Source organism: Bradyrhizobium sp. HKCCYLRH3059 (genome assembly GCF_051168035.1).
In the GTDB taxonomy this organism is placed as follows: domain Bacteria; phylum Pseudomonadota; class Alphaproteobacteria; order Rhizobiales; family Xanthobacteraceae; genus Bradyrhizobium.
Window position 1 is genome coordinate 297,935 of sequence record NZ_JBNPUF010000001.1, and the last position, 17,384, is coordinate 315,318.

The 17,384-nt window shown below is 66.2% G+C and carries 17 protein-coding genes; 9 read left to right on the forward strand and 8 right to left on the reverse strand.

Annotated features, from left to right (window positions below; all coding sequences use genetic code 11):
- Positions 1-23: 23 nt before the first annotated feature.
- From ACQR13_RS01370 to acnA, 3 genes are all read right to left on the reverse strand, one after another.
- The gene (locus ACQR13_RS01370; protein WP_315750627.1) at positions 24-389 is read right to left on the reverse strand and encodes a DUF2794 domain-containing protein; all 366 of its coding nucleotides are present in this window, start codon (positions 387-389) and stop codon (positions 24-26) included.
- A 420-nt stretch (positions 390-809) separates the two neighbouring features.
- Positions 810-1,592, reverse strand: coding sequence for a DUF1223 domain-containing protein (locus tag ACQR13_RS01375; protein ID WP_315716182.1), 783 nt, complete (start codon positions 1,590-1,592; stop codon positions 810-812).
- Between the two features lie 188 nt (positions 1,593-1,780).
- On the reverse strand, positions 1,781-4,498 hold the full coding sequence (gene acnA / locus ACQR13_RS01380; protein WP_316169945.1) for an aconitate hydratase AcnA: 2,718 nt from the start codon (positions 4,496-4,498) through the stop codon (positions 1,781-1,783).
- A gap of 223 nt (positions 4,499-4,721) precedes the next feature.
- On the opposite strand from acnA, the gene ccmA reads away from it, so the two are divergent.
- The 5 genes from ccmA to ACQR13_RS01405 all read left to right on the forward strand — a co-directional run bounded on the left by ccmA (position 4,722) and on the right by ACQR13_RS01405 (position 7,989).
- On the forward strand, positions 4,722-5,351 hold the full coding sequence (ccmA, locus tag ACQR13_RS01385) for a heme ABC exporter ATP-binding protein CcmA (protein ID WP_315715916.1): 630 nt from the start codon (positions 4,722-4,724) through the stop codon (positions 5,349-5,351).
- A gap of 325 nt (positions 5,352-5,676) precedes the next feature.
- Positions 5,677-6,345, forward strand: a complete 669-nt coding sequence (ccmB, locus tag ACQR13_RS01390; RefSeq protein WP_315715915.1) for a heme exporter protein CcmB — start codon at positions 5,677-5,679, stop codon at positions 6,343-6,345.
- Between the two features lie 93 nt (positions 6,346-6,438).
- A complete protein-coding gene (locus ACQR13_RS01395) occupies positions 6,439-7,215 on the forward strand; it encodes a heme ABC transporter permease (RefSeq protein WP_315750625.1) in 777 nt (258 codons plus the stop codon).
- A gap of 1 nt (position 7,216) precedes the next feature.
- A complete protein-coding gene (gene ccmD / locus ACQR13_RS01400; RefSeq protein WP_315825771.1) occupies positions 7,217-7,396 on the forward strand; it encodes a heme exporter protein CcmD in 180 nt (59 codons plus the stop codon).
- On the forward strand, positions 7,393-7,989 hold the full coding sequence (locus ACQR13_RS01405) for a DsbE family thiol:disulfide interchange protein (RefSeq protein WP_316191883.1): 597 nt from the start codon (positions 7,393-7,395) through the stop codon (positions 7,987-7,989). Before ccmD ends, ACQR13_RS01405 begins: the two co-directional genes overlap by 4 nt.
- A gap of 302 nt (positions 7,990-8,291) precedes the next feature.
- On the opposite strand, the gene ACQR13_RS01410 is transcribed toward ACQR13_RS01405, so the two are convergent.
- Positions 8,292-8,894, reverse strand: coding sequence for a septation protein A (locus ACQR13_RS01410; protein WP_315750623.1), 603 nt, complete (start codon positions 8,892-8,894; stop codon positions 8,292-8,294).
- 85 nt (positions 8,895-8,979) lie between these two features.
- Positions 8,980-9,927, reverse strand: a complete 948-nt coding sequence (gene ftsY / locus ACQR13_RS01415) for a signal recognition particle-docking protein FtsY (protein ID WP_434845002.1) — start codon at positions 9,925-9,927, stop codon at positions 8,980-8,982.
- A gap of 59 nt (positions 9,928-9,986) precedes the next feature.
- Here ftsY and ACQR13_RS01420 point away from each other — a divergent pair, with 59 nt between their 5' ends.
- Positions 9,987-10,886 (forward strand): RluA family pseudouridine synthase, encoded by a 900-nt coding sequence (locus ACQR13_RS01420; protein ID WP_315750621.1) that lies wholly within the window; start codon positions 9,987-9,989, stop codon positions 10,884-10,886.
- 53 nt (positions 10,887-10,939) lie between these two features.
- Here the strand turns inward: ACQR13_RS01420 and mtaB are convergent, their stop codons facing one another.
- Together mtaB and dapF are read right to left on the reverse strand one after the other, a co-directional pair.
- On the reverse strand, positions 10,940-12,262 hold the full coding sequence (mtaB, locus tag ACQR13_RS01425) for a tRNA (N(6)-L-threonylcarbamoyladenosine(37)-C(2))-methylthiotransferase MtaB (protein ID WP_315750620.1): 1,323 nt from the start codon (positions 12,260-12,262) through the stop codon (positions 10,940-10,942).
- Positions 12,259-13,125: a diaminopimelate epimerase gene (gene dapF / locus ACQR13_RS01430; RefSeq protein ID WP_315750619.1), complete on the reverse strand. Its 867-nt coding sequence runs from the start codon at positions 13,123-13,125 to the stop codon at positions 12,259-12,261. Before dapF ends, mtaB begins: the two co-directional genes overlap by 4 nt.
- Before the next feature lie 170 nt (positions 13,126-13,295).
- On the opposite strand from dapF, the gene ACQR13_RS01435 reads away from it, so the two are divergent.
- The 3 genes from ACQR13_RS01435 to ACQR13_RS01445 all read left to right on the forward strand — a co-directional run bounded on the left by ACQR13_RS01435 (position 13,296) and on the right by ACQR13_RS01445 (position 16,056).
- Complete coding sequence (locus tag ACQR13_RS01435; protein WP_315750618.1) at positions 13,296-14,069, forward strand: GyrI-like domain-containing protein; 774 nt, start codon at positions 13,296-13,298, stop codon at positions 14,067-14,069.
- Positions 14,070-14,074: 5 nt separating this feature from the next.
- Positions 14,075-14,785, forward strand: a complete 711-nt coding sequence (locus tag ACQR13_RS01440) for an SIMPL domain-containing protein (protein WP_315715905.1) — start codon at positions 14,075-14,077, stop codon at positions 14,783-14,785.
- A gap of 329 nt (positions 14,786-15,114) precedes the next feature.
- Positions 15,115-16,056 carry a transposase gene (locus ACQR13_RS01445; protein ID WP_315767724.1) on the forward strand — a complete coding sequence of 314 codons (942 nt, stop codon included), beginning with the start codon at positions 15,115-15,117 and terminating at the stop codon, positions 16,054-16,056.
- A 51-nt stretch (positions 16,057-16,107) separates the two neighbouring features.
- Here ACQR13_RS01445 and ACQR13_RS01450 read toward each other — a convergent pair whose 3' ends face one another.
- Positions 16,108-17,100 (reverse strand): MBL fold metallo-hydrolase, encoded by a 993-nt coding sequence (locus ACQR13_RS01450; protein WP_315825766.1) that lies wholly within the window; start codon positions 17,098-17,100, stop codon positions 16,108-16,110.
- Between the last annotated feature and the right edge of the window lie 284 nt (positions 17,101-17,384).

A 17,384-nucleotide genomic window follows, 5' to 3' on the forward strand; every position in this document is an offset into this window, starting at 1 on the left:
TGATCAAGCCGGAACGCGTGGGATCAGACCAGGGCTGGTTTGGGCGCGATCACCAGCAGCACGCGCTCGAGCTCGTGGCCGCGGCGCAGGATCAGCCCGGTGGCCGAGATCACGCTGTACATGCCCTGCTTGCGTGCGAGACGCGGATCCTTCTCGATGCGGTAGATCGGCACCTCGGACGCCCGGCGAAACACGGAGAAGACGGCCCGGTCACGCAGGAAGTCGATTGAATAGTCGCGCCACTCACCGTCGGCGACCATGCGGCCGTAGAGGTTCAGGATGCGGTTCAGCTCCAGGCGGTCGAACGTCACCCGGCTCGGCGCTGCGGCCGCACTGCGCGCCGCCGCGCGGTTCTCGCTGGGGTCGGCGTCCTCCGGCGTGAGGTTCATTGGCGTCCTCCTGTCATCCGTGTGACATGATCGCGCCATCCGGCAGAAGCCGCAAGGGGCCGTTTTCGTTGTTGAAGTTCGACCGAGCCTGCGAGGCCGTCGGTTCCGCGAACACGCAAGCGTCACGGGATCGTTAGCAGAATCATAATCGCGCCGTCTTTCCGCCCACCGACCGCCCCCGACCTTCGGCATAAGATTCGTGTGCGTTGGCCCGGTCCTTTCGGTTCCGGATTCCTCAGCCCCCAGCCCCCCGGGGTCGTCAGGATCGGGTCTATTCACAAGTAAGGCAAAGGGCCAACGCAAGTTGGTCCTTTTGCTTTTCTGGCGTGAGCTGCACGTAAGATTGTCGGGACGCGCCGTCGCACGGACGTGACGCGCCCAACGCAGGTCAGCGAAAACGAAGATCAGGACGACGGAAGATCAGCGCTCGGGACCGCGCGCCGTTGCTGAAGCCCGTCCGCCCAACGGCAACTCGGAAAAGGCGGCCCCGAGCATCGGCCCAGGGCGGTCGCGACTGCCGTCCTGCACATAGACGACGGTGCCATCGACGCCCTCGCGGGCGATCTTCTCCAGCGGCACGCTCCATCTGACCGGCGACCCGTTCCAGTCACCCAGCTTCTGAAGACCGCGAACGACGTTGTAATAGGTCAGATCACGGCCGCTGTTCTCGCCGCGGCCGACCGAGATCGGGACCACCCGCGAGATCGAGCAGACCCAGACCTCGCCGTGCTTGCGCGGCATCTGGTCGTTGGCCGCGGCCACGGAGACAGTAAGGTCCTGGCCGTCGACCGACAGCCTCACCGGCACCGACATCACGCTGCCACCCTGGACGGTCTCCTCGATGGCACCCTCGATCGCCTCGCGGTCGCTGCCGATCACATGCACGGAGCCGTTGACCACCGCCTGCGGCGTATAGACCTCGCGGTCGCCGCGCGCACGAGAATAGGCCCGCTGCCGGGCCGTGAAGCGGGAGTCGGCCAGCGTGTCCTTCCAGCCGAGATAGTCCCAGTAGTCGATCGGCAGCGACAGCGCGATGACCGAAGGATCTCTGGCGAGCTCGCCGAGGATCTTGTCAGCCGGCGGGCAGGACGAACAGCCTTGCGAGGTGAAGAGTTCGATCACCGCACGGGGATCGGACGCAGCTGGCCGGACGAAAGCGATGACCGCACAGACACTCAGCGCTGCGCGCGACCACCACGACATCTGTCCACTCATCGCCACTGTCCCGTCTGGACCACCGTCCGCTGCGCCCTGTGCATCACTGCATCCGCGATGCCGTCCTCGTAGTTAACAAACCGAAAATGCAAAAGAGGCGGCCTTTGTCATAGGCCGCCTCCTTCATCACCCGCTACTCACTTCAGAGTGAGCCAAACTGTCGCATCGCGCGTTGGTTAAGCGGCGAGCTTGCGCAGCACGTAGTGCAGGATGCCGCCGTTGCGGTAGTAGTCGAGCTCGTCGAGCGTATCGATCCGGCAGAGCAGCGGCACCTGCTGCGCCGCGCCGTCGGCCGAGACGATCTCGGCGGTCAGGGTTTGGCGCGGCTTCAGGTCGCCTTGCAGGCCCTTGATGGTAACCTTCTCGTCGCCCTTGAGGCCGAGCGAGGACCAGGACGTGCCTTCCTGGAAGGTGAGCGGCAGCACGCCCATACCCACCAGATTGGAGCGATGGATGCGCTCGAAGCTCTGGCAGATCACGGCACGGACGCCCAGCAGCCGGGTACCTTTGGCGGCCCAGTCGCGCGACGAACCGTTGCCGTATTCGGCGCCGGCGAACACCACCAGCGGCACGCCCTCTTCCTGATACTTCATCGCGGCGTCGTAGATCGACATCTGCTCGCCGTCGGGCCAGTGCTTGGTCAGGCCGCCCTCTGGAATGTTGCCGTCAGCACCCTTGAGCATGAAGTTCTTGATGCGGATGTTGGCGAAGGTACCGCGCATCATGATCTCGTGATTGCCGCGGCGCGTGCCATACTGGTTGAAGTCAGCCGGGCGGACCTGGTGCTCGCTGAGGAACTTGCCGGCGGGCGAGGTCAGCTTGATCGAACCGGCCGGCGAGATGTGGTCGGTCGTGATCTTGTCGCCGAACAGCGCCAGCACGCGAGCCTCGACGATGTCCTTGATCGGCTCGGGCTCCTTCTTCATGCCCTCGAAATACGGCGGGTTCTGCACGTAGGTCGACGACATGTTCCAGCGATAGGTCTCGCTCTCGACCGTCTTGATCTTGCGCCAGTTGGTGTCGCCCTTGAACACGTCGGCGTAGCGCTTCTTGAAGATCGACGCCTTGACGAACTTCTTGACGAAGTCGTTGACCTCCTTGGTCGTCGGCCAGATGTCCTTCAGGTAGACCGGCTTCTTGTCCTTGCCGATGCCGATCGGCTCGACCGAAAGATCCTTGGTCACGGTGCCGGCCAGCGCATAGGCCACGACCAGCGGCGGCGAGGCCAGATAGTTGGCCTGCACGTCCGGCGAGACGCGGCCTTCGAAGTTGCGGTTACCCGACAGCACGGCCGCCGCGACCACGCCGTTGTCGTTGATCGACTTCGAGATCTCCTCCGGCAGCGGGCCGGAATTGCCGATGCAGGTGGTGCAGCCGAATCCGACGAGGTTGAAGCCGACCTTGTCGAGGTCCTTCTGCAGGCCCGAGTTGGCAAGGTATTCGGCAACCACCTGACTGCCGGGAGCGAGGGAGGTCTTCACCCACGGCTTGGCCTTGAGGCCCTTGGCGGCGGCGTTGCGGGCCAAGAGGCCGGCGCCGATCAGCACGCTCGGATTCGAGGTGTTGGTGCAGGAGGTGATGGCGGCGATGACGACGTCGCCATGGCCGATGTCGAAGTCCTTGCCCTCGACCGGGAAGCGCTGCGCAGCGTCGGGCTTCTTGTACTCCCCAGCCAGCGCGGTCGCGAAGCCTTCGGCCACCGCCGGCAGCGCGATGCGGCCTTCGGGACGCTTCGGACCGGCCATCGACGGCACGACGTCGGCGAGATCGAGGGTCAGCGTCTGCGTGAACACCGGGTCCGGCGACTTGGCAGTGCGGAACAGACCCTGCGCCTTGGCATAGGCCTCGACCAGCGCGACGCGCGGCGCCTTGCGACCCGAGGTCTTGAGATAGTCGATGGTGGCGGCGTCAACCGGGAAGAAGCCGCAGGTCGCGCCGTATTCCGGAGCCATGTTGGCAATGGTCGACTTGTCGGCGACCGAGAGATGGTCGAGGCCGGGGCCGAAGAACTCGACGAACTTGCCGACCACGCCGAGCTTGCGCAGCATCTGGGTGACGGTCAGCACGAGATCCGTCGCGGTGACGCCTTCCTTCAGCGCGCCGGTCAGCTTGAAGCCGACGACGTCTGGCAGCAGCATCGACAGCGGCTGGCCGAGCATGCAGGCCTCGGCCTCGATGCCGCCAACGCCCCAGCCGAGCACGGCGAGACCATTGACCATGGTGGTGTGGGAGTCAGTGCCGACCAGCGAATCCGGATAGGCGACCTCGAAGGTGCCCTTGGTGCGGCCGACCGTCATCTTCTCCTTCTTGGTCCAGACCGTCTGCGCCAGGTATTCGAGGTTGACCTGGTGGCAGATGCCGGTGCCGGGCGGCACGACGGAGAAGTTCGAGAACGCCTTTTGGCCCCATTTCAGGAATTCGTAACGCTCCTGGTTCTGCTTGTACTCCTCGGCGACGTTCTTGCCGAACGCCTTGTTGTCACCGAAGTAGTTCACGATCACCGAGTGGTCGATGACGAGATCGACCGGCACCAGCGGGTTGATCTTCTCGGCATCGCCGCCCAGCTTCTGCATCGCGTTGCGCATCGCCGCGAGGTCGACCACCGCCGGCACGCCGGTGAAATCCTGCATCAGCACGCGCGCCGGGCGGAAGGCGATCTCATGCTCCAGCGACTTCTTGCGCAGCCATTTGGACACCGCGACGATGTCGTCCTTGGTGACGGTGCGGCCGTCCTCGTTGCGCAGCAGGTTCTCGAGCAGCACCTTCATCGAATACGGCAGCTTGGAGATGTCCTTGAGACCGTTCTTCTCGGCTGTGGGCAAGCTGTAATAGATGTAGCTCTTCGTTCCGACCTTGAGGGTCTTGCGACACTTGAAGCTGTCGAGCGAGGTCATGCGTGGAAATCCCAATTGATCTGTATACCCGGAGGGGGTATTTAAGAACCGTCAGCGCGAGGCGCCGGATGGCTTGCAGCGGGCGATTGTGTGCTGCATCAAGGTCGGGCTTATAGAAGCTTTCTAACTGCGCCGCCACAGAGACAAGCAAGTCCCGACGTGGCATCACCCACAAATTCTCACGCGCTAGCCATCAATTCCCTAGGGGCTGTCACGACGGGCCATGCAGGCGACTTCAACACTGTCTCCGAAGCTGTTCGGCCGCGACGTCAGGTGCGTGCGCGGCGGCCGCGAGGTGTTCGCAGGACTAGCCTTCGAAGCGGTCGCGGGCGAGGCGCTGGCGGTGACCGGACACAATGGTGCGGGCAAGACATCACTGCTGCGGTTGATTGCCGGTCTGCTGCTGCCGGCGGGCGGCTCCATCGCGATCGAGGGCGGTGAGAGCGAGCTCACGGTGCCCGAGCAGGCGCATTATCTCGGCCACCGCGACGCGCTGAAGCCGGCGCTCAGCGTGCGCGAAAACCTGACCTTCTGGGCCGAATTCCTCGGCGGCGGCATCACGCGGCCGATCCCCGACTGCCTCGCGGCCGTCGGCATCGCCCACGCCATCGACCTGCCCGCCGCCTATCTGTCCGCCGGCCAGCGCCGCCGGCTGTCGCTGGCCCGCCTGCTCGCGGTGCCCCGCCTGCTCTGGCTGCTCGATGAACCGACCGCGGCGCTCGACGTCGCCGGGCAGGCGATGTTCGCGGGGCTGATGCGGGAGCATCTCGCCGGGGGTGGGCTGATTGTCGCGGCGACGCACGGCCCGCTCGGCATCGACACACGCGAGCTGCGGATCGGGGAGGCTCGATGATTCCCTCTCGCCTCTTCGCAGTCCCACCCACCGCTCTCTCCGTTCCCGCCCCCCTTGTGGGGGAGGATCAGGGACGGGGGTGCCCCACGACGCGCTCTAACTTGTTTGACGAGATTCGGTTGCACCAACCAACGTCCCATCGGCGCGCCGACCCCTCCCCCCTGCGGGGAGGAGCCGGCGGTCCGCAACGGCAGCGTCACCTGGAGCCACCCCCCTCCCCAGCCCTCCCCCATCTCCCCCACAAGGGGGGACGGAGCGCAGTTTGCGGGTCGAGGGAGCGCGGCTCACCATCTGCCATCAAGCAATCAGCCGAGGCCCTATCCGCATGACCGCCCTCGGTGCCCTCATCCGCCGCGACATCAAGATCGCGCTGCGTATCGGCGGCGGCGCGTTGATCGGCGTGCTGTTCTTTCTTACCGTCGTGGTGCTGATGCCATTCGCGGTCGGGCCGGATCTGGCGCTGCTGACCCGGCTCGGCCCCGCCATCCTCTGGCTCGGTGCCCTGCTCTCCAGCCTGCTCACCCTGGACCGGCTGTTCACCGCCGACCACGAGGACGGCTCGCTCGACCTGGTCGTGATGAGCCGGACACCGCTGGAGCTGGCCTGCGCCGCCAAGGCGCTGGCGCATTGGCTCGCCGCCGGCCTGCCGCTGGTGATCGCGACGCCCGTGCTCGGCCTGCTGCTCAACCTCGACGCCACAGCGACCGGCGCCGTCGCGCTGACGTTATTGGCGGGCACGCCTGCCCTGACCTTCATCGGCATGATCGGTGCAGCACTGGCTGTGACGATGCACCGCGGCGGGCTGCTGCTGGCGGTCTTGGTGCTGCCACTTTCGATCCCAGTGCTGATCTTCGGCGTCGCGGCGTCGCAGGCGGCCATCGTCGGCCCGCTGCCGTTCGGGGCGCCGTTCTCGATCCTGTGCGCATTGTCGCTGGTGAGTTTCGTGATCGGCCCGTTCGCCGCCGCGACAAGCTTGCGGAACGGGCTGGATTGACCCGCCGCCCGCCGGGGTTTGACCATGATCAACTCTTACCTAGCGGCGTCGTGCTGATTGCCTGCAACCGCTTCCGCCTTTAACAAGGGTCTCATGTCGCTGATCGACCTCGCCAATCCCACCCGGTTCCTTGCGCTGGCGGCGCGGCTGCTGCCGTGGCTGGCGCTGGTCACGGCCGCGCTGCTGGCTGCCGGCCTGTACCTCTCCGCGCTGGCGCCCGACGACTATCAGCAGGGCGCGACCGTCAAGATCATGTTCATCCACGTGCCCAATGCCTGGCTGTCGATGTTCGTCTGGAGCATCATGAGCATCGCCTCGCTCGGCACCTTGGTGTGGCGGCATCCGCTCGCCGACGTCGCTGCCAAGGCCGCCGCCCCGATCGGCGCCAGCTTCACGTTCCTCGCTCTCCTCACCGGCTCGCTGTGGGGCCGGCCGATGTGGGGCACCTATTGGGAGTGGGATGCGCGGCTGACCTCGGTGCTGATTCTGTTCCTGATGTATCTCGGCCTGATGGCGCTGTGGCGCGCGGTCGAGGATCCGACCCGCGCCGCCCGTGCTGCCGCCGTGCTGACGCTGGTTGGCGCGATCAACCTGCCGATCATCAAGTTCTCCGTCGACTGGTGGAACACGCTGCATCAACCGGCGTCGGTGATGCGGATGGGCGGTCCGGCGCTCGACAAATCATTCCTGATCCCGCTGCTGGTGATGGCCGTCGGGTTCTCGTTCCTGTTCATTACCCTGCATGTCGCGGCGATGCGCAACGAGATCCTGCGCCGGCGCGTCCGCAGCCTGCAGATGATGCAGGCCCGCGCCTACACCACGGCCGCACCAGCCGACGATGCGGCAGGCCAGATCGCGGGAGCGGCTTGACATGGACCTCGGCCCCTATACCTCCTTCATCGCCACCTCCTATCTTGCGGCGGCGCTGGTCGTGATGCTGCTGATCGGCTGGATCGCCATCGACTACCGCACCCAGAAGGCGCGTTTGCGCGCGCTCGACGACAGCGGCATCAGCCGCCGTTCCGGCCGCGCCGCGACGGATATCCAATGACCGAACAGGCTGCGACAGAGCCGGCGCCGCGGCGCCGCTCATTCCTCATGCTGCTGCCGCTCGTGGTGTTCCTCGGACTGGCGGCGCTGTTCTGGTCGCGCCTGGGCAACGGCGACCCGTCGCGCATTCCATCCGCGCTGATCGGCCGCCCCGCGCCGGCCACGCCGCTGCCGGCGCTGCCGGAACTGGCGAGGGACGGCACGCCGGTGCCCGGCCTCGACCCGGCTGCACTCAAGGGCAAGGTCAGCATCATCAATGTCTGGGCATCGTGGTGCGTGCCCTGCCACGACGAGGCGCCGCTGCTGGTCGAGCTCGGCCGCGACAAGCGCTTCCAGATCATCGGTATCAACTACAAGGACGGCGCCGACAACGCCCGCCGCTTCCTCGGCCGCTACGGCAACCCTTATGACGTCGTCGGCGTCGACGGCAACGGCCGCGCCGGCATCGAATGGGGTGTCTATGGCGTGCCCGAGACCTTCGTCGTCGGCCGCGAGGGCACCATCGTCTACAAGCTGGTCGGCCCGATCACGGCGCAGAACATCGATGCGGTGTTGAAACCGGAAATCGAGAAGGCGCTGAAGGCGGGTTCGTAAGCCTCGCGCAGCCATCGGAGCTTCAGCGGCAAACACGCTCCTCTCTCTGCGTCGTCATTCCGGGGCGGCGCGAAGCGACGAGCCCGGAATCCATACTCACGAGCGGTCGTTTGGCGAAGACGGGCGCCACAGCCATCTCGCGTCACACGCCTTGTCGTGGTTATGGATTCCGGGCTCACGCCGCTGCGCGGCGCGCCCCGGAATGACGGCGCGGAGAACCTCGAAGCGAAGCAATCCGGAGCACCTACGGGCCTTGGATTGCTTCGTCGCTACGCTCCTCGCGATGACCGCGTTCGGGGCAGCTACCCCTTGCTCACATCCCCTTCCGCCGCATCGCTGGCTTCGAGCGACGCCGGGTCCTGGTGGTAGCGCTTGATCAGCGGCATCTGGGCGATGGCGAAGATCATGGTCAGCGGCACGACGCCGAACGCCTTGAAGCCGACCCAGAAATCGGTGCTCTGCGTGCGCCAGATGATCTCGTTCAGCACCGCCATCGCGGCAAAGAACAACGCCCAGCGGAAGGTGAGGATGCGCCAGCCCGCGGGCGTCAGGTTGAACATCTGATCGAACATGATCGCGATGAAGGAGCGATTGAACAGCAGCCCGCCACCGAGCACGGCCGCGAACAGTCCGTAGATGATGGTCGGCTTGACCTTGATGAAGGTCTCGTCGTGCAGCACCAGGGTCAGCGTGCCGAACACGATGACGACGACGGCGGTCACCAGCGCCATCAGCGGGACGTGCCGCGTCACCACGTAGGACGCGATCAGCGCCGCGATGATCGCGACCATGAACGCGCCGGTCGCCGCGAACAGGTTGAACTTGGCATTGACCACGAAGAAGATGATCAGCGGGCCGAGCTCGGTCGCGAGCTTGAACAGCGGGTGCGGCTGGGTCTTGTCCATTCCATGTCCTGTTGGCTGCAGCCACGGCAGCGGTTGATCCGGTCGTCTCGATCTGGCGGTGGGCCGGAGCCCGAGCGTGGCGACGTCAATCCTCGATGCCGGCGATCGCCCGCGCAAAATCTCTCGCGGCGAACGGTGAGAGATCATCGACCCCCTCGCCGACGCCGATGAAGTGCACCGGCAGCTTGAACTTCTCCGACAGCGCCACGAGGATGCCGCCGCGCGCCGTACCGTCGAGCTTGGTCATCACGAGGCCGGTGACGCCTGCCGTACGATGAAACGCCTCGACCTGCGACAGCGCATTTTGTCCCACCGTCGCGTCGAGCACGAGCAGCACCGCATGCGGCGCCGACGCGTCGACCTTGCGAATGACACGCACCACCTTTTCGAGCTCGTTCATCAGCTCGGCCTTGTTCTGCAAACGGCCGGCAGTATCGACCAACAGGATGTCGCGGCCCTGCTCCTTGGCCGCGGTGATGGCGGTGAACGCAAGGCTAGCGGAGTCCGAGCCCTGCGCGCCGGCGATCACCGGCGCCTTGGTGCGCTCGCCCCAGACCTTGAGCTGCTCGATCGCGGCGGCGCGGAACGTGTCGCCCGCGGCCAGCATCACCTGCCTGCCTTCGGAGGCGAATTTCTGCGCCAGCTTGCCGATCGTGGTCGTCTTGCCGGAGCCGTTGACGCCGACGACGAGAATGACAAACGGCTTGTGGCCCGGCGCGATCTCGAGCGGCTTCGCCACCGGCGACAGCACCTTCTCGACCTCGGTCGCGACCACCGCCTTGACCTCGTCGGCGCTGATCGCCTTGTCGTAGCGGCCGGTCCCGACGGCGTCGGCGATTCGCGCGGCGACCTGGGTGCCGAGATCGGCGCGCAGCAGCACGTCCTCGATGTCGTCGAGCATCGCGCGGTCGAGCTTGCGCTTGGTGACGAGATCGGCGACGGCCGTGCCGAGCGCGCCGGACGTGCGTTTCAGGCCGGCCGACAGCCGCCGCCACCACGACAGCTTGGGTGTTTCGGAGGTGGTATCGTTCATGGCGTGGTGTTAGCCCTTTCCATTCCCAAACGAAAGCTCACACCCGCGTTACGGTTTCCATGGACATTAACCAACCCACCGACGAGGAAATGCTCGCCCGCGTGCTCCACCGCGACGGGCTGATGCTGGTGATCGACAAGCCGGCCGGCATTCCCGTGCACAAGGGACCGAAGGGCGGACCGAACCTCGAAGCCTCGTTCGACGCGCTGCGCTTCGGCCTGCCGCGCCCGCCGGTGCTGGCGCATCGGCTGGACAAGGAAACCTCGGGCTGTCTGGTGCTCGGCCGTCATCGCAAGGCAACGGCGTCACTCGGGCTTTTGTTCAAGCATGGCAAGATTTCGAAGACCTATTGGGCCGTCGTCGAGGGCGGACCTGACGCTGACGAGGGCGTGATCGAGCTCCCGCTCGGCAAGCTGAACGCCGAGCGCGGCTGGTGGCAGAAGCCGGATCCGAACGGGCAGCCAGCGGTGACGAAATGGCGGGTGCTGGGGAGGTCGTACTCTCTTGCCAGTCTATCCCTGAACTCCCCTCCCACTCGTGGCAACGACTCCCCTCCCCCTTGCGGGGAGGGGTCGGGGGTGGGGGTCCCCACGGGCAGTGTCGCTTGGAGCCACCCTCCTCCCCAACCCTCCCCCACAAGGGGGGAGGGAGCGCAGCTGCCAACCGGAGAGGGAGAGTCGGTGCACTCCAATCGCAGTCCGCGACTCACTTGGCTGGCGATGGAACCGGTCACCGGCCGCACGCATCAACTGCGCGTGCATTCGGCAGCGTCGGGATGGCCGATCGTCGGTGACAACATCTATGGCAACGGCCCGCGCTTCGGCGAGCCGCGGCTGCATCTGCACGCACGCGAGATTTCGATTCCGCTGTCGAAAAACAAGCCACCGGTACACGTGGTGGCGCCGGCGCCGGTGCACATGCATGAGCGGCTGAAGATGTGCGGGTGGAACGGGGCGTGAGCCCATCTCTTTCCGCACCGTCATGGCCGGGCGAAGTCCCGGCCATCCACGTCTTAGTTCTTGGGGACAGCGTGGATGCCCGGGTCAAGCCCGGGCATGACGGAATTCTGGACTAACAGCCGGGCCCCATGATGCCCCGTGATCGTGAGCCGCTGCACGGTGCCTGGCAACGCAGTGGTCGTGGCGACCGGCAGATAATGCTCCGTCCGTCCCTGGGTCTCACTCTCGATCAGCACCTCACGCTGACAGCCGATCTCCTGCTCCAACCGCCGCCGCAACGCCGCCTCTCCCGCGGCCCGCAGCCGCCGGGCCCGATCACGGATGACGGCGCCGTCCACCTGCGGCATGCGCGCCGCCGGCGTGCCCGGGCGCGGCGAATAGGGAAACACGTGCAGGAAGGTCAGGCCGCATTCCTCGACCAGGTCGAGCGAGCGCGCGAACATCTCCTCGGTCTCGGTCGGAAATCCCGCGATCAGATCGGCGCCAAGCGTGATGTCCGGCCGCAGCCGGCGCACCTGAGCACAGAATGCGATGGCATCGGCGCGCGCATGCCGTCGCTTCATGCGCTTCAGGATCAGATCGTCACCCGCCTGCAGCGACAGATGCAGATGCGGCATCAGCCTGGCATCATCCGCGAGCGCATCGAGCAGGTCGGCATCGGCCTCGATCGAATCGATCGAGGAGATGCGCAGGCGTCTCAACTCCGGCACGTGGCGGAGGATCTGCTTCACAAGCCGGCCGAGCTTCGGCGTGCCGGGCAGGCCGGCGCCATAGCTCGTCAGGTCGACGCCGGTGAGCACGATCTCGGCATGGCCACGATCGGCCAGCGCGCGGACCTGATCCACCACAGCGCCCATCGGCACCGAGCGCGAATTGCCGCGACCGAACGGGATGATGCAGAAGGTGCAGCGATGATCGCAGCCGTTCTGCACCTGCACGAACACGCGCGGCAGGCCGCGCTGGAAGCCGTCGACCAGATGCGGCGCCATCTCCATCACCGCCATGATGTCGGAGACGGCCACCTTCTCGGACGCATCGATGCCGAACCGTGGCACCGCCAACGCCTGTGTCGTCGCACGCCACGCATCGGGCCGCAGCTTGTCGTCATTGCCGATGACGCGGTCGACCTCGGGCATGGCAGCGAACATGCCGGCCTGCGTCTGCGCGGCGCAGCCGGTCACAACGATGCGCGCCGCGGGGCGCTCGCGCTTCAATTTGCGGATCGACTGCCGGGCCTGCGCCACCGCCTCGTTGGTGACGGCACAGCTGTTGATGACGATGGTGTCGTCGGCACCGGCCGCCTCGGCATGTTTCGCGATCAGCTCGGATTCGAACGCGTTGAGGCGGCAGCCGAAGGTAACGACGTCGACGCTCATGCGACGCTGGCGAACATCGACGGCTCGAACCGTCCCTCGAACTCGAACGTCGCGGTGCCCGTCATCAGCACGTGATCGTCGCGCTCGCGCCACTCGATCGTGAGCTCGCCGCCGGGCAGCCTCATCTGCACGATCCGGTTGGCACGCTTCAGCCTGACGGCCGCGACCGCTGTCGCACAGGCCGCCGAACCGCAGGCCTTGGTCAGCCCCGCGCCGCGCTCCCAGGTGCGCATCGTGATGTGGTCGCGATCGACGATGTGGGCGAGCGTGATGTTCGCACGCTCCGGGAAAATCGGATGGTTCTCCAGCAGCGGCCCGAAGCGCTCCAGATCATAGGCATTGACGTCGTCCACCCAGAACACCGCGTGCGGGTTGCCCATGTTGACGACCGAGGGCGAATGCAGGATCGGCGCATCGATCGGCCCGATCTGCAGCTCGATGTAGCGGGTGTCGCGGAACTCCTCGGCGAGAGGAATGTCCTGCCAGCCGAACTTCGGCGCGCCCATATCGACAGTGTAGAGGTCGGGCGCCGGCCCCTGCCAGCAGTTCAACAACCCGGCGCGGGTCTCGAACGTCGCACTGGTCTGGCCGGTCTTGCCGAACATCTGGCGTACCACGCAGCGCATGCCGTTGCCGCAGGCGCCGGACTCCGATCCATCATTGTTGTAGATGCGGATGAACGCTTCGGTGCCGTCGAGCCGCGGCGGCTGCAGCACCATCAGCTGATCGTAGGGCACCCGGGATGCCACCGCCCGCGCCTCGTCCGGCGTGACGACATGCTTCACGTCGCGCAGATCGACCACGACGATCTCGTTGCCGATCCCGTTCATCTTGACGAAGCTGTGGTTGGCCAGCGCGCTCATGAAAATATCCAAATTGTGTCCGCCTTATATGGCGAATGGCGCGGCATTGACCAGCCTGCAGAGCGACATGACGCATCTGTCATGGGACGCCGCGCCGCCGAGCATGTTAGGACCGGTTCATTCGCCGGCACGAACCGGGCAAAGCAGCACGGCCACTGGAGAATAGTCGAATGAATCTCAGCACTTTCCGCCTCGTTCTGGCCGTGAGCTCGGTCGCGCTCCTGCTCGGCGGCGCGCCCGCCCGGGCCCAGGCGCCGTCGGCCTCGCCGGCTCCGGCGGCCTCAGCCACGCCCGCACCGGCCCCGAGCGCGCTACCGGCGCCGGTGGCGCCGGCCTCTCCTGCGCCTGCCGCGTCGGCCAGTCCGGCGCCCGCGACCAGCCCGACGCCGGCCGCCAGCGCGAGCCCCTCGCCGTCGTCATCTCCGACCGCGGCCCAGTCCCCGGCCACGACGCCGCCGCAGGCCGCGGCGCCGGCCCAGGCGGCCGACGCCTTCGGCGACGAGATCAAGCTCGAGGCGAAGAAGGTCGTCCTCGTCAAGGGCACCGCGAATTGGGACAATGCGTTCGACACGCTGATCGACTCCTTCAAATCGCTGTCGGCCACGCTGGACAAGCAGGGCATCAAGCCCGCCGGCAACGGCATGATCGTCTACACCTCGACCGACGACACCGGCTTCACCTTCCTGGCCGAGATGCCGGTCGAGCAGGAGCCGAAGACGCTCGGCAAGGGGATGAGCATCGGCCAGTCGCCCGAGGGCAAGGCGCTGAAGTTCGTCCATCGCGGCTCCTACGACAACATGGACAACACCTACGAGGCGATCACCAACCACCTCGACGAGCGCCGGCTGGAGGCCAAGGACACCTTCATCGAGGAGTACCTGACCGACCCCTTGAAGACGGCCGAGGACAAGCTCGTCATCAACGTCTACGTGCCGCTGAAGTGAGCACCATGATCATCAGACCCATCCTCGCGGTCGCGCTCGCGACCAGCTTCGCAATGCCCGCCCTCGCGGATGACATCGCCCGGCAGGACACGCCGGCGATCACCGTCAGCGGCGAGGCCAGCGTGTCGGCGCCGCCGGATCTGGCGCAGATCGACGCCGGCGTGGCATCCGACGCCAAGACCGCGCGCGAGGCCGCCGAGGCCAACAACGCCGCCATGGCCAAGGTGCTGCAGGCGCTGAAGGCGGCCGGGATCGCCGACAAGGACTATCAGACCTCGCGGCTGTCGCTGCAGCCGCAATATGCGCAGAACCGGCCGGCCCAGCCGGCGGTGACCGGCTATCGCGCCAGCAATCGCGTCACCATCAAGCTGCGCGACGTCGCCAAGGTCGCCAGCGTGATCGATACTCTGGTCGCGGCCGGCGCCAACGATGTCGGCAACATCTATTTCAGCGTCGCCGAGCCATCCAAGCTGCTCGACCAGGCGCGCGAGAAGGCCGTCGCAGACGCCCGCCGCAAGGCCGAGATCTATGCCAAGGCCGCCGGCGTGACGCTGGGTCAGCCGCTCAGCATCTCCGAGGATGGCGCGCCCGCCCCGGTGTTCCGCGCCAAGACCTTTGCCGCACCGATGGCCGCGACGCCGACACCGGTGGCGCAGGGCGAGGAGACGCTGTCGATCACGGTCAACGTGACCTGGGCGATCAAGCCGGGGCAGTAAGGCGGCCTCACGCCCGCGCGGCGCATTGTGCGTCGTGGCAGCCGACAACGTAGCTACAAACTCGGTGTCGTCCCGGCCTTGAGCCGGGACCCATACTCCGCGGCGGTAATTGTCGCGCGAGATGGAGCTGCCAGCCTTCACAACATTGAATTCGGTGTTTATGGGTCCCTGTGTCTGGAAAGTCTGCCATGATGATGGTGGGCGGGAAGCCGTTGGGTCCTTGGCGCTAGACGCCGTGAGCCGGCTCGGTCTCCCGCCCGTTCCATTTATCAACCTGAACAGTTGCACGAGGCTGCGCCAACAGACCTCGCATCACAGGGACAGGCACCGTGATCGTACCTTTTCGTTGCGTCGGAATCGACGTTTGCAAACCCTATCTCGATATTTTTGATGAAGCCGTGGGGGCGCCGGAGCGCATCGCCAACGGGCCACAGGCCATCACACAGCTGGTGGCGCGTTGGCGATGCGATGTTCTGGTGGTCTTTGAGGCCACGGGCGTCTACGACCTCGAACTGCGCGAGGCCCTGCGTCGGGCGGGCATCCGCTTTGCGCGGATCAACCCGGCTCGAGCTCGCGATTTCGCCCGCGCTAGCGGCCAACTCGCCAAGACCGATCCGATCGACGCGCGAACGCTGGCAGCCTTTGGGCGCGCCATGCAGCCAGCCACCGAGCAGGCCATGACGCCTGCCCAAAGCGCCCTCGCCAGGCTTGCAAAACGGCGGGATCAACTGGTTGCCATGCGCGCCCAGGAAAAGAACCGCCGCAGCGAGGCCGAGGACCGCGCCATGGCCGAACGCATCAGCCGCCTGATCGAGGTCCTCAATGACGAGATCGTCGAGATCGAGGCCGAGATCAACGCGCTCATCAAAGCCGAGCCGGTGCTTGCGGAGCAGGCACAGCTGATGCGCTCCGTGCCCGGTGTGGGACCCGTCGCCTGCATGCAACTCATCACCCAGATGCCGGAACTCGGCCATCTCGGGCCAAAGGAGGTAGCCGCTCTTGCGGGCCTGGCTCCCTTCAATCGCGATAGCGGGGCGTATCGTGGCAAGCGCAAGATCGGCGGCGGCCGGAAGCGTGTCCGCGACGCCCTCTACATGGCCGCCCTCAACGCCGTCCGCCGCGCCGATCGCTTCAAGATCTTTTACAACCGTCTGCGCCAAGCCGGTAAACCCGCCAAGCTCGCCCTCATCGCCGTCGCCAGGAAGCTTCTAACCATCCTGAATGCCATGATGCGCGACCGAAAACCTTATGCGATCACTCCATCAACATAACAGTTGCCGGCTCAAGGCCGGGACGACATCTGTTTTGTGGCGGCGGCCTGCTTAGATCTCCACCACCTGCCCTGGCTTGAGCACACCAAACCGCTCGCGCGGGATGCCGGCTTGGTCGAGCGCGGCGTGCAGGGCGCGCACCGGCGCGTCGATCGCCTCGTCCGTCAGTTGGAACGTGCCGTGGTGATGCGCCAGCGCGGCCTCCGCGCCGCAATCCTGCAGCGCCTGCACGGCATCCTCGGGGTTCATGTGCTGGTCGCGCATGAACCAGCGCGGCTCGTAGGCGCCGATCGGCAGGATCGCGAGCCTGATCGGCGCGTGCTGCTCCGCCACGCGGCGGAAATGCTTGCCCGTGCCGTAACCGGAATCGCAGACGATGTAGACCCTGCCGCGCGGCGTCTCCAGCACGAAGCTCGCCCACAGCGCCTTGTTGCGGTCGAACAGGCCGCGCGCCGTCCAGTGCCGCGTCGGCACCAGGGTCACGGCGACCTCCTCGTTCAGCGTCACGCGATCGTGCCAGTCATAGGCCTCGGCGCGGATCTTGGAGTCAGCGTCGATCATCGTAAGGTCGTTGCCCAGCGGCGTGACGACCCGCGGCGAAAATCGCGCGGTCAGCTTCGACAACGTCCGGATGTCGAGATGATCGTAATGCCCATGCGACACCAGCACGACGTCGATATGCGGCAGCCCCTCAAAGGCGATGCCGGGATCATTGTGCCGCCGGGGACCGGCGAACGCGAATGGCGACACCCGCTCCGACCAGACAGGATCGACCAGGATGTTGAGCCCGCCGGTCTGGACCAGCCAGCTGGCGTGGCCGATGAAGGACAGCCGCACTGTCTCGCCGTCGATCCGGTGCGGCGGCGTGTCGGCGTGCGGGCTCGCCGCCCAGGACGGCCAGCGGGAACGCTTGCGGTTGCGGTCGAACTGCCAGCGCAGCACCTGGGACAGGGATTTGGGCGGAACGCCGTCGGGATCGTAGAAGCGCTTGCCGTCGAAATGGTCGGTGACGGGGCCGGAATAGGTCCTGGAACGGCGCAGCAAGGTCGTCCTCGCAAGGGAAAGCTGAACTGGCGCAAGAGGTAAGCGCCCCCACGGGGTCCGGCAACGGGACGGCGAGAAGCAAGTTTCCTTGACTTTTGCGGCTGCTGAGGGTTTAACCCGGCCGAATTTCGGAAAGTTTCGTCTTTTCGAGCCACCGCCCGGCCCTGGAGGCCGGAGGTCACCGCCCGACAGCGCTGTGCGCCCTCGGGCGCAAACGTGTTTGGACTGACGGTTTCGGCCGACGGGCCGAGGTTTATATGGTCGTCATGGGCCGCAGCAAGCGG